The following is a 13204-nucleotide window of genomic DNA, read 5'->3' on the forward strand; positions in this document are numbered from 1 at the left end:
TAAGCTAAAATTTTTTGCTGGCTTAGCATTGATTTTTCGATTTAAGTACTCCTTAACACAACTCAATAGAAAACTGCCTATTCACGCTAAATTTAGGAAGACGTTAGTTTAATAATACCATTATGTATTAAGTTTAATTTATTATCCAAATAAAATTCATTTATTGTATATTCTTGGCGATGTGAGAGCTATTTATTTAAGCACGTCAATCATATCTTAGTTATAGCTATTCTTTATCTACAAGCTAAGTTTTCTGATATGCCAGATAGAAGCTGAGGGGTTGCCTCGCAAATACAATACTATCTTGCAATAAACCTTAAGGTTTATTGCAAGATAGTATTCCAATCAATATGATTTTGTTGCCTAAGCTGCAGTAAAGAGAGAAAGTTGGTATTTTATAACTATAATTTAGAAAATTGAAGAATTGTAGAATCAAATTTTCATTATTAACAATATCAAGCATCAAATATTAGTATTCCATACTTCAAAAGTATATAATGGTCTTGGTTCCAATTGAATGCTAATAGAAAATTCATTGTATCGATGATAATTAAAATTAACTTCTAACTTGTAGGCTTATTCAATAAGTATTTTTTTGAAAAGCATTATGAGTACTTTACGCACTTTTAGCAAATACACAGCATAGCAGTAGGATTAGCAGCAAATTTATGTTTAATATTGTTTGTTACCATCTTAATTTCTTTGTCATTAGCTAAATTGATAACAAGCCTAGATTATATTTGAATAAGCTAGGCTTGTTTGAATATTGTTGTTGAGCTAAGTAGCGAATGATGATCGCAGTATGTAAACAGATTATTGTTGTTCTAGATAAAAGTAATCATTAATTTTGGTATATAATTTAATTATCAGCCACTTTGTTTTTATAATTATTGAGTCACTAATTTAGTGCCGGAAAATTAATTTATGCTAGAAGTTGATTTCTCTTCTATAATTGCCTCTTAATGCAATAATAATAAAATTGCATTAAATCTTTCTAATTCAATCAATTATCGATTACGCTGATTTTTTGTCTAGTAATTACGTCTTTTCTCTTATTCGACGCTTTAGATATTTTAAATCCTTAGATTGTTAAACTATTACAATTCTGATCCATAATTATAATGTCAAATATTAAACGATTAGTGTTTAAATAAACTGTGAGTTAAGATTATCTGCACCAAGCTACTTTTTAGTTTAAAGATGTAATTTAATCAGTGATTCATTTTGCTTGAGGTATAAGGAAGAAGTATACACGCCAAAAATATACAAATTTTTTATACAAACCCAAAATTCAGCACGATGCTATCTGTACAAGAGTTACCATATGATCAAGTGTTAAGCTTTAGTGCTCTAACATATCTAGTAAATACCTTTAAGTCGATAAAATACAAGAGCATAAACATTCCTTAATCCGAAAATATTAACGAATATTGTCTTGTTATTCAGTTATTACTAAGAATTCTTTCTAAATTATCTTCCTACACCTAAACTTTTCAATGATTTTTTAATATCTTATCCTCTATTTTATGAAAATTAGAGTTGATTATTTCCAAATCAAAGGAAATTATTTCAAGAAACAAGTGATTAAATTTAAAGGAATTTTTCCGATTAATATCTATAGTTAATTTACAATTTTAAAAAAAATCATAGATTAATTAATAATTATAAATTATATAAATCCTGCACGATAAAATCTTTGTGGATAATTATTTCGTTAACATAATAAAATAATCTTACTTATTATTGTATAATATTTTATAATTACTATTTCAACAGTTTTGTGAATTTACAAAATTTTTCCAAAATAATTTATTACTTTTATTCCTTTCTACTAAGAATACTTAATAGTACATTTCTAATCTAGATATTTGATAATAAGTGTTTGACTTTCTTTAATTGAATTAATGTATTCCTAATACTAGGCTAAAATAGCGTAAAACATATTTAATCAATTATGTTTTACGCTATTTTTATTTTAGATAAATGCCAAGAAGAGGTATTATTTAGCTATGCTGTTCTAAAATTTAAATATTTTTAGCATTATATAGTATGAGTAATACTTTTAACGATTTAATCTTGATTTTATTATCTGTAAGTACGACGGTATATACCGTGCTTGAATAGATATAAAAGACATGCACTTTTAACAAATCTACTTTTATCTAAAATATCAAGCTATATATTGCACAGCAAACTGCAACAGACTACTTTACTGCAGCCAGCTCAAATGGAAAAGAAACCCAAGAGAGTAGGGAGAAAGTATTAATGATTCAGCCACTGATGCCTAAGGCTACCGCTGTCTGGCTGATTGACAACACTGTGCTTACTTTTGAGCAAATTGCTACCTTTTGCGAACTACATAGACTGGAGGTTCAAGCGATTGCTGATGGAGAAGTGGGTATTGGGATTAATGGTTTTGATCCAGTTTTGAATGGTCAACTCACGCGCGTAGAAATTGAACGCTGCGAAAAGGATCCAAAGACTAGATTGGCGCCCAGCCGATCTGGCTTAGCTAAGTCTTTTGATCCTATTCACCGACCAAAATATGTACCACGCGCTAAGCGGGGTGATAAGCCGGATGCCATTGCTTGGCTTCTGAAGCATGGGGAACATCTAAAGGATGCGCAGATTGCTAAGCTAGTTGGGACCACAAAGGATACAATTAATAAAGTGCGTGATCGTACTCATTGGAATGCTCATAATATTCAAGCTCGTCACCCTGTGTTTTTAGGTCTTTGTACTCAGCGTGATCTTGACGCTGCTTTTGAAAAAGCTGGTGGCACTAAGATTCCACCAGAACAGCAGCTTGAATCTATTAGTGAATTGCCTTAAGTAATAAAGTAGCTGTTATAAAATTTGATGAATTTAAGGCAAAATTAACAACTTCAGTTATTTTGTAGTTGTTTGATTGTGTTATTTTTTTTTTGATCTTATACGTGATTTTTTGGGATGCAAAAATTTTGTTTTGGACTGTAGTTGCTTTATGCTGCTATTGTGAATTATTGACGAATTAACTATGCTTAATATTAAGTACTTGCTGACTAATATTTGTAAGATTTTTTAAAAGTAAAATTACTGAAAAATATTTAAATTAAGTCTGTACAGGGAATGAATCTGCTGATTGACAAATTTTGATTATTAAGCTATATTTTCTTTAGTACGGAGAAAGAATTAGTTTAGCTAATGATGCATATATCTTATTTTATAGCCATATATGGAAATTTTTATTTTAAGAACGCTAAAATTTTTTGCTGCTAGTTGATTAGACATTTTTACGAAATATAGTAATTAGCTGCCGTTTTATAAAAAATAGTTGCCAATTTTTTATAAAACGTTGTTAATAAGTTTTTTGCTAGATTGAGAGATTGTTTATGAAAAAAGTAGTAAATGACAAATATTTTTTTATACTATAGAATTAATTAAAGCATATCATGTAAAATTACGCTAAACATAAGCCAAAATTATTAGTTATTTCAATGTAACTTTATCCAATAAAAATTATTAGTATGCATTATAATATGGAGAATTTTGTAAAATATGAAGAGCACAGTATCATATCTACTGTGATAGTTTATAGTTATTAAATATTACAGCTTAGTTGATATTTGCTTACTTAAATAGAGTTAAATAATGATGATTGATGGTATAACTTCATGCTGTTCTTTACTTGGTATGCCTTATGATTACGTAACTTATCATAACAATGAGTGGGGTCGTCCAGTATTCGCAGACAATCTGCTTTTTGAAGCCATATGCTTAGAGAGTTTTCAATCAGGATTATCTTGGTTGACTGTCTTGCGGAAACGCGATGCCTTGCGTTTAAGTTTTGCTGGTTTTGATTTTTATAATGTAGCAAAATTTGGCGATGCGGAAGTAAAGAAGATCTTAAACGATAAGAAAATCATAAGACATCAGGGCAAAATTCGCTCTACTATTAACAATGCTCAGCGTGCTGTACAACTTGTGGAAGAAGCTGGTTCACTTGCTGCTTTTGTATGGAGTTTCGAGCCGAATAGAAATCTAGAGCAAAAGCAATTGGATGAGGATGAAATGCTAATCTTTAATAAACCTGATAATAGGTGGAAAGCATCTATATCCTTATCACAAGCGTTAAAAAAACGCGGATGGAAATTTCTTGGCCCAAGGACCGTATATTCTTTCATGCAATCAGTAGGTATCATTAATGATCACTTGAAAAAATGCGCATTCTGGACTGTTTGTCAGCAAGAGAAAGCTCTATTTAGAGTACCTTTAGCGTGTAAACCTATGGAATAAATTATTATAGGATAAAATGTTATTTGCTCATTATTTTTTATAAAAATAGATTAGAAGCAAGTAGAATTTTCTCATTGTTAGTTTTATAATTTCAGATCAGGTCAGCGATGTGTTAATTTAAGATAAATCTGATAGATATGGTATTTTATTATCGCGCTAGATACTATCTTTAAGATAGGTGTTTGTTTATCAAAAATTAATTTTAGTGATAAACATTATATACATTAATGTAATATCATTTTTCTTGATTGTATAATCTTATTTAAATGATCCAGTTATTTAAATAAATCTCTTTTTGTCTTTCTTAACGTAGCATACTAAATAAAAAACCAATATCCATATATAATATGGATAGTTCTATAGGTAATGGGCAATTTATAATCTGGAATAATAATTTCTTGTTTAATTAACAGTGATCATAGATTATTAATTAGTTATTACTAAAGATGCACTTTTGCTTTTTGTTGTAATGCAGCATAACTGCACTAGCAATTATAGATGAAAGTTACAATAAAGATTTGACGTAATGAAATATAATAATTTTAGTTAAAAACGATATTATAAGCAACTGGCAAGTGTAAAACACAATTATCTATCATCATAATGAATAATAGAGGGCAATAGCCTAAATTTTTACTTATTAATTCATCAAAAATATAAAACTAATTCTTTTATAAAAGAATTATTCTAGATCCTTCCAGATTGCCCTCTTACAGGCATACATTAACAATGTAAAAATTACAAGAAAAATCATAGTTATTATGCCCATACGTTTCCGCTCTTCCATTTCCGGCATAGCAGTCCAGGCGAGAAAAGTAACAACATCTTCAGCTTCTTGCTCAAGTGAGGTTGCTGTGCCGTCTTCAAAAGTAACATCATCTCCATAAAGTGGCTGTGGCATAGCGATTTGGTGACCAGGAAAGTAGGCGTTATAGTTTAAACCAGACATTAAATGAAATTTACTAGGGGTTGGTTCGTAGCCAAGAAGGATGGCCCTAACATAATCTAAACCATTTGGTCTAGCTTTAGTAATCAAAGAAAGATCTGGTGGTAAAGAACCTCCATTAGCATCACGAGCTGCTTGCTCATTAGGAAAAGGCGAGGTAAATTTATCAGACGGTAATCCAGGTCGCTCATATAACCCGGCTCCTCCGTCCTTATTATATAGCACTTTAACTTCAGATGCGATTGATTTAATCTCATCCTCGCTATAGCCAAGGTATGTAAGATTACGGTAAGCTACACGCTGGATACCATGGCAAGTAGAACAGACATTGCGAAATACATGAAAACCCCGACGCAAAGCAGCCTTATTAAATCTACCAAAAGGTCCAGTATGTGACCAAGAATGAGCTGGTATACCTATATCTTCACTAACAGTAGCTTTTACAGCTGTAGATAAAACGACGATCAATATAAAAAAAGATGCGCTAGCTGCAATGGTGATTTTAAGTTGAGATGTGATCAGATTGCTCCTTATACGCACTATCATTGAAAGCTTTAGATGATTCTACTTCTAATCCTGCTATCTGCGCGCTGATTGAGTTAGGAAGTAATTCAGATGAATCAAATTTATTTATGATCGGTAAAACGAGCAAAAAGTAAGCAAAATAATAAGCAGTAGCAAGACGAGAAAAAATAACATACATTCCTGTAGCAGGCTTACCACCAAGATAACCTAAGGATATTACATCTATCAGCAAAATCCAAAAAAATATTTTGAATACCCCACGAAATTGACCGCTACGTACTGGAGAACGATCTAGCCAAGGTAATAGGAAAAGAACAAAAATAGAGCTAAACATACTAAGCACACCAGCGAGTTTGTCTGGTATAGAACGGAGGATCGCATAAAATGGAAGGAAATACCACTCAGGCACTATATGTGCTGGCGTAGACAATGGGTTTGAAGGAATATAATTATCAGGTTCACCAAAAAAATTTGGTGCAAAAAACACAACTCCTGCGAACAAGATTAGGAATATACCCATACCATATGCATCCTTAATAGTGTAGTATGGATGAAATGGTATAGTTTCATTCGGATATTTTATCTCAATTCCAAGCGGGTTATTTGAGCCAAAGCGGTGCAAAGCTATAATGTGTAGCAACACAATGCTTACGATAATAAATGGGAATAAGTAGTGTAAAACAAAAAACCGGTTAAGCGTCGGATTATCGATAGAAAATCCACCCCATAGCCAATTAACAAGCGATTCGCCGATAATTGGAATAGCAGAGAATAAATTAGTAATAACGGTTGCTCCCCAAAAACTCATTTGTCCCCAGGGTAAAACATAACCCATGAAAGCGGTTGCCATCATAAGCAATAAAATAAATACACCAATAATCCAAAGCAGTTCGCGTGGTGCTTTGTATGATCCAAAATAAAGTCCACGAAAAATATGTATATAAACTACTATAAAAAAGAAACTTGCCCCGTTCATATGAATATAGCGTATCAGCCAGCCGTAATTGACATCACGCATTATGCGTTCAACACTATCAAAGGCATGATCCACATGTGGTGTATAGCTCATCGCTAAAGCTATACCGCTAACAATCATAATTACTAACGATATTCCAGCCAAGGAACCAAAATTCCACCAATAATTCAGATTTTTTGGCGTTGGATAATCATATGCTGCGTGGCGTAAATAACTAAAAACTGGTAAACGATGATCAATCCATTTTACTAATGAATTAGAAAAATTATAAGCCATTGCTTTAATATGCTACCTAACCTAACCGATACGTACTACAGTATCGGAAATATACTGATATTTTGGCACTGGTAGGTTGGTTGGTGCTGGTCCTTTACGAATGCGTCCAGAAGTATCGTATTGTGATCCGTGGCAAGGGCAAAACCAACCTTCATATTCACCTTTTGGTTCATTTGGGTTTTGGCCAAGAGGCACACAACCAAGATGTGTGCATATACCCACAACAATTAAATACTCAGGCTTCTGTGCTCGAGTAGAATCATCTTCAGGATCTGGCAATTCGGTCAACTTTACTAAATTAGCTTTTTCAATTTCTTGTGCTGTTCGATGCCGTACAAAAATTGGTTTGCCTCTCCAAATTACTGTCATAGATTGACCTTCTGCAATCTTTGACAAATCAAAGTCAACTTTTGCTAAAGCTAGCATGTCGGCAGATGGATTCATTTGATCAATAAACGGCCAAGCAAAACAAGCCGCTCCCACTGCAGCAAAAATATTTGTAGTTGTTATTAAAAATTCACGACGAGAAGTATTCTTGTTAGTTAGGCTCATAGCGCACAACAATCTGTAAAAGAAAAAAAACAGCTAATTAAAAATCTTTGATCAATAGAATTATATGCAAGCAGTTGTGGAAATGTGCTAAATATTCAAACGTTGCAAAATTAACTAAAGTCCTAAAATTTATAGCATAATATATTATTGTAAACCAATTTACAGCTATTGTACGATGTTTTTATCACATGTCAAGGGATATTATTTAGATTTTGAGCAAATCTAAACGAGAAAATTTGTTTGTTTTTTTAAGGCAATAAAGGATTGTAGGTTAACGATCTAATAAAGTGCCGTGTACGCTAAGCAGGACGAAATGAATTGAATGTAAACAAAAGTTAATTTCTACAATATTCTAGAAAGAAAAATGTTTTATAAAGAAACTGTTTTAAATATTGTTATGTTTTCATAAAAAATAATACTGTACTCATTTAGTAAAATTAAAGTACACTGTTTCTGCAATACAATTAATTTAGTTGGTTAAATTAAAATATTCAGTAATGAGCGTTTATAATTGGATTCAAAGTACATTACGGGTTCTTCTTTTTGAAGATGTTATTGATATCTACTTTAGAAGTATGTGAATAATTATTCATTATTAGTTAATAATATAGTAAATATAATAAAATATCAAATCAATAAGCGTTATTTATGTAGTATAAAGTTGACTATCGCTTTAGTTAAAGCACAATTTGATATTGTGGAAAGTCACATTAAGCTTTATGATGTCTTATCAAGGCATTTTCATTAAAAATTGTATTTGTTATACTCAAGCCTATTAGAAAATAGGCATGCTTTACTCAAATCTTCAAACAAAAGTTTTATCATAAAGTACAACACTTTAAGTGGATCAGGAGAGTTTTGCAGCATAATCGTACTTGAAAGAAGTTAAGTACTTTAAAAAGCTAACAATACTCACATTTATTCGACGCGATTGTAATTCCAACGCTAGGTGTACGTCTCGGGATTGGAATCGTGGACTAGAGTGCTTACCATATTCAAATGTAGTGTAGTGTAGTGTAGTGTATTTATACTGATATGCGACGCATTATTACCCGCTGCTGTATAATCGACAATAAGTTATTCCAAGTCCAGTAAATAACTAGCCCAGCAGCAAAATTTGATAATAAAAAAGTAAAAATTAGCGGAAGAAACATAAAAATTTTTGCTTGCACTGGATCATTTGGCCGAGGATTCATTTGCTGTTGTAGAAACATGGTTACACCCATTAGCAAAGGCCAAACTCCTATCATAAGAATGGATGGCGGACTCCATGGAAGCAAGCCAAATATATTAAATATCGTAGTTGGGTCGGGAGCTGATAGGTCATGGATCCAACCAAAAAATGGCGCATGGCGCATCTCAATATTAACAAATAAAACTTTATATAATGAGAAAAATACTGGAATTTGTACAATTATCGGCAAGCAGCCCGCTGCGGGATTAACTTTCTCTAATTTATACATCTCCATAATATCTTTATTTATAAGCTGAAGATTTGCCCCATGTTTCTTCCTCATTTCTTGTATTCTTGGAGCTAATTCCTTCAATTTAGCCATTGATCGGTAAGATTTGTTAGCCAGCGGAAAGAACAGCAATTTTATGCAAACTGTTAGAGCAAGGATGGCCAGTCCAAAATTGCCTAGAATGCTATGAAACCAGGTTAACAAGATAAAGAAAGGCTTGGTTAGGAAATAGAACCAACCAAAATCTATGGCCAAGTCAAATTTAGGTACGCCTATTTGCTCTTCGTATTTATCTAGCAAATCAAGCCTCTTGGCTCCGGCAAATAAGTGTAGTTTATTGGTGATTTTATCACCAATACGTAATCTTTTGGCAGTTCCCATATAATCCACTTGAAACCGTTCGTTATGATTTATTATGGAGTGGCGAAACTTGTAATTCAATTCAGTACTTTGATCTGAAATTAAGGCTACCAGCCAATATTTATCAGTAAAACCTATCCAGCCGCTCTTAGAATGCACTTCCTTGTCATCTTGCTCATGAAGATCATTATAATCAATTTCCATCAGGGTATCATCGAATACTCCGAGCGGACCTTCGTGAAGAATGTAAAATCCTGTGTTCTTTGGTAAACTACTGCGACTTATTAAAGCATAAGGAAAAAGCTCTCGAGTTATGTTTCCTTCGTTACTTACGCTATCAGTTATATTGAACATGTAATTGTCATCGACTTCTATTGTGCGTTTGAATGTAAGGCAATGTTGACTTTTCCAGGTTAAAGTAACTGATGAGTTTGGGGTTAGTTCTGCTGCGCTAGACTCCCACTTGGTTTTTGAGTTAGGCAGATCTATATCATTGATTGTTTTGGATACCCACCCAAACTCAGCATAATAAGGTCGCACATAGTTTGTAGGTTCTAATAAATGAATAGGGCCGCTAGCTGGATCAAGCGTAACATGGTAATCATCCAGAACTATATCGTCAATACGAGCACCTATCAAAGAAATTGAACCTTTAATAGTCGGAGTATTAATCTTAATCCGTTTAGTGGTAGCCAATGCCACCGCCCTGTTATCAAATGAATTGACTGCTTGGCCAAATGACGGATTTATACTCTCGGCCTTATAATCCGAAGCATTACCTAAACTATCTTTAATTGATTGCTGCTGAGGGGTGATCGCGGACGGCCAGAAATGTGCAACAAGCAACTGAAAACCAAATAAGATCGCCAAAGAAAGGGCGATCGCAATCATTATTCTCTTTTGGTCGTTCATTGAACGCTTCTATAAAGCTGTCTGTATCGCATGAAAATGCAGGTAATCATGCTGTGAAGATTGATGACTATCAACGTCTAGTGGTTAGATCTACTAAACAATGTTCCTCGTGCAATTGAGAGAGTAAAGTTCCTCGTTTCGTTAAATCATTACATTTCCATATGCAATTAATTTAGGAATATACTGTTCCTTCCTCATTTCATCGCTATTTTTTCCATTCGATCTAGAGCATTTTCTAGGTCATTAAGCAGATTACTGTATGAACGTTCTGCAGTTGCAGCACGAGCTATTAGGACATAGTCGCATCCTGGTTGCGCGCGACGGGCAAGCACATCGTTAACTATTGCCCTGAGAAGACGGCGCGAGCGATTGCGCTTTACTGCATGACCAACTTTACAACTAGCTGTGTACCCTACACGAGATGAAGCCCAAGCTCCTTTACGTATTCTCATTTGTAGCACTAAGCCAACCGCTACAACTTTATAAGCACGCGCAACAGCAAGAAAATCAGAGCGTTTCGGCAATTTTTTCAGATTAATTAAACACGAAAATCTCATGCTATCACTAGCTGATTAGCTGGAGTATAAGAAGCATTTGTAACCTTACTTACCATAGTCGCAATTATTGCAGTTTTTTAATTTTAAAACAAGCTATTTAGATTAGCAATTAAAATTATCACACATCACAAGCGTATTTTACAAGCGATAAATCTTAGAGATTTTATTTTTTTTTTAAGTTAATACGTTAAAGACACAAATTAGCTTAACGTTAATTCTTCGCTAATTTTTTAAGTTTTATTTAAAGATAAATCGATAATATTTGTGACGATAGTTCTAAACAAAGCCAAAACCTCAAAAAAAAAAAAAAATAAATACTTTAAGCTATGTCAATCGTACTAACTAATAGTTATCAATAATAAATATTGCTTTTAGCTTTTAAGTTATGTTAGCTGTTAAGCTATAGCTTTTATGTTTGATCTATTGAAGAATAAAATTGCATATTTTTATGTAGCAAGCAAGTTTTTAGTACTAAATAAACTAATTTGTTTAGCTGTTGCGGAAGTAAATAGTTCACAGCGAATTTATACTTCTAATGTTTGCTGCATCAAGTTTAATCTATATGAAAATAAGGAATTATTTAGCAATCAATGTCTTATGAGAAGTCTGTTAAAAAAATTGTTCTTGCCTACTCTGGCGGGCTAGACACTTCCATTGTTCTACGCTGGTTGCAGGATACTTACCAGTGCGAAATTGTGACTTTTACTGCTAACATCGGCCAGGGAAAAGATATCGAATTGGCTCGAGAAAAAGCTGAACTTATGGGCGTTAAGGAGGTATATGTAGAAAATTTATGCGAAGAGTTTGTACGTGATTTTGTATTTCCAATGTTACGTGCTAACACGCTTTACGAAGGGAATTATATGTTAGGTACACCAATTGCTCGTCCGCTTATCGCTAAACGTCAAATTGAGATTGCTAACGAAACTGGCGCGGATGCTGTAGCTCATGGAGCTACCAGCAAGGGTAACGATCAGTTGCGCTTCGAGCTGAGTTATTATGCATTAAAACCGGACATTAAAATTATTGCTCCCTGGCGCGAATGGAATTTAAGATCACGAACTTCATTGATGAATTATGCGGAAAAATACCATATTACAGTACAAACGGATAAGCGCGGTGCAACGCCATTTTCTTTAGACGCTAACATGTTACACGTTTCTTCCGAGGGAAAAGTGTTAGAGTATCCTGAGATACAAGCCGCAGACTATATTTGGTCTAATACTACTTCACCGGAAGATGCACCGGATAAGCCGACTATACTGGATATTGGCTTCGAAAATGGAGATCCCGTATCTATAGACAGCAAACGATTAAGTCCAGCGAGCATATTGCTAAAACTTAATGAATTAGGTAGCGCGAATGGCATTGGACGTCTTGATCTTGTAGAAAACCGTTTTGTTGGACTAAAGAATCGCGGACTTTATGAAACTCCAGGTGGTACAATTCTACATGTTGCACATCGAGCCATTGAGAGCATTACCCTGGATCGTGAAATGGGACATTTGAAAGATGAGCTTATGCCTCGTTACGCTAAGCTTATTTACAATGGATTTTGGTTTGCTCCGGAACGGGAGATGCTACAGTCTGCCATTGATTTTAGTCAGTATGCAGTGACTGGCACGGTCACAATGAAGCTTTACAAAGGCAACGCAGTGGTTATTGCCCGCAAATCAGCCAATAGCCTATTCTCTGCTAATTGGGTAACCTTTGAAGAGAGTAATTTGATTGATTATAATGATAAAGATGCAACCGGATTTATAAAACTAAATGCTTTGCGTCTGCGCTTAAAAAAGATGCTGCAATCATGATTCAACTATTCACAAAATGACTGGTATTTTTACTTATTTCGATTTTTATTTTAATGTAAAAAAGCGCATTTAGATTTTTTTGTTGTCTTTTGACAAGAGTTTAATTTTTAGATGTTTTTATTGCTTAATAATATTGCTTCTTTTAGAAAGAGGAATTATTACAGTTTAACAATTGTCGATGCCTATTTTACATAATTATAATTCAATTGATGATTGTGCTGCTTCCATTAGCTTTTCAAGAAAGTTTATAATTTCTAATGTTTCACTTATAAATTTATAGTAAAATCATTTATTTATTCGATACAACTAATGCTATTATTAGCATGGCTTGGTTACTAAAAGTTACAATCATTTTTTTGTTAAAAAGCGCACTATACGCTATGTACTCTTATACACAAAGGGTTTTTACGCGTTTTGCATACAATAAAACTAACAACCTCAAGCCTAAATGTATTACACTTAACGTGTAATCGCCTTATGAGCTCTACACAAAAAATGAAAAATAAATTGCCTGTCATTAATATTTTTTGCACTGTTAACGTGACTTAGTA

At 33.3% G+C, this 13204-nt stretch carries 8 protein-coding genes; 3 read left to right on the forward strand and 5 right to left on the reverse strand.

From position 1 onward, the window contains the following. Positions 1 to 2265 precede the first annotated feature (2265 nt). Both A1OE_RS01870 and A1OE_RS01875 read left to right on the forward strand, forming a co-directional pair. Positions 2266 to 2832, forward strand: a complete 567-nt coding sequence (locus A1OE_RS01870) for a DUF1013 domain-containing protein (protein ID WP_015088345.1) — start codon at positions 2266 to 2268, stop codon at positions 2830 to 2832. 798 nt (positions 2833 to 3630) lie between these two features. Then, positions 3631 to 4275 (forward strand): DNA-3-methyladenine glycosylase I, encoded by a 645-nt coding sequence (locus A1OE_RS01875; RefSeq protein WP_015088347.1) that lies wholly within the window; start codon positions 3631 to 3633, stop codon positions 4273 to 4275. Between the two features lie 682 nt (positions 4276 to 4957). Here A1OE_RS01875 and A1OE_RS01880 read toward each other — a convergent pair. The 5 genes from A1OE_RS01880 to rnpA form a co-directional block, all read right to left on the reverse strand. Continuing rightward, positions 4958 to 5767, reverse strand: coding sequence for a cytochrome c1 (locus tag A1OE_RS01880; protein ID WP_015088348.1), 810 nt, complete (start codon positions 5765 to 5767; stop codon positions 4958 to 4960). After that, entirely contained in the window at positions 5724 to 6998 is a 1275-nt protein-coding gene (locus tag A1OE_RS01885; protein ID WP_015088349.1) for a cytochrome b, read from the reverse strand. Before A1OE_RS01885 ends, A1OE_RS01880 begins: the two co-directional genes overlap by 44 nt. 21 nt (positions 6999 to 7019) lie before the next feature. Next, complete coding sequence (petA, locus tag A1OE_RS01890; RefSeq protein WP_015088350.1) at positions 7020 to 7550, reverse strand: ubiquinol-cytochrome c reductase iron-sulfur subunit; 531 nt, start codon at positions 7548 to 7550, stop codon at positions 7020 to 7022. 1025 nt (positions 7551 to 8575) lie between these two features. Continuing rightward, positions 8576 to 10285 (reverse strand): membrane protein insertase YidC, encoded by a 1710-nt coding sequence (yidC, locus tag A1OE_RS01895; RefSeq protein WP_015088353.1) that lies wholly within the window; start codon positions 10283 to 10285, stop codon positions 8576 to 8578. Positions 10286 to 10479: 194 nt separating this feature from the next. Beyond that, entirely contained in the window at positions 10480 to 10809 is a 330-nt protein-coding gene (gene rnpA, locus A1OE_RS01900; RefSeq protein WP_237737664.1) for a ribonuclease P protein component, read from the reverse strand. Positions 10810 to 11432: 623 nt separating this feature from the next. Here rnpA and A1OE_RS01905 point away from each other — a divergent pair. Further along, the gene (locus A1OE_RS01905; protein ID WP_044283231.1) at positions 11433 to 12653 is read left to right on the forward strand and encodes an argininosuccinate synthase; all 1221 of its coding nucleotides are present in this window, start codon (positions 11433 to 11435) and stop codon (positions 12651 to 12653) included. Positions 12654 to 13204 lie beyond the last annotated feature (551 nt).

Source organism: Candidatus Endolissoclinum faulkneri L2, from assembly GCF_000319385.1.
Classification (GTDB): Bacteria; Pseudomonadota; Alphaproteobacteria; order Thalassobaculales; family Thalassobaculaceae; genus Thalassobaculum; species Thalassobaculum faulkneri.

Bases quoted from the DNA above. Each gene is read 5' to 3' on its own strand.
- A1OE_RS01870 (WP_015088345.1), top strand. From the start codon at position 2,266: ATGATTCAGCCACTGATGCCTAAGGCTACCGCTGTCTGGCTGATTGAC.
- A1OE_RS01875 (WP_015088347.1), top strand. From the start codon at position 3,631: ATGATGATTGATGGTATAACTTCATGCTGTTCTTTACTTGGTATGCCT.
- A1OE_RS01880 (WP_015088348.1), bottom strand. From the start codon at position 5,767: ATGATAGTGCGTATAAGGAGCAATCTGATCACATCTCAACTTAAAATC.
- A1OE_RS01885 (WP_015088349.1), bottom strand. From the start codon at position 6,998: ATGGCTTATAATTTTTCTAATTCATTAGTAAAATGGATTGATCATCGT.
- petA (WP_015088350.1), bottom strand. From the start codon at position 7,550: ATGAGCCTAACTAACAAGAATACTTCTCGTCGTGAATTTTTAATAACA.
- yidC (WP_015088353.1), bottom strand. From the start codon at position 10,285: ATGAACGACCAAAAGAGAATAATGATTGCGATCGCCCTTTCTTTGGCG.
- A1OE_RS01905 (WP_044283231.1), top strand. From the start codon at position 11,433: ATGTCTTATGAGAAGTCTGTTAAAAAAATTGTTCTTGCCTACTCTGGC.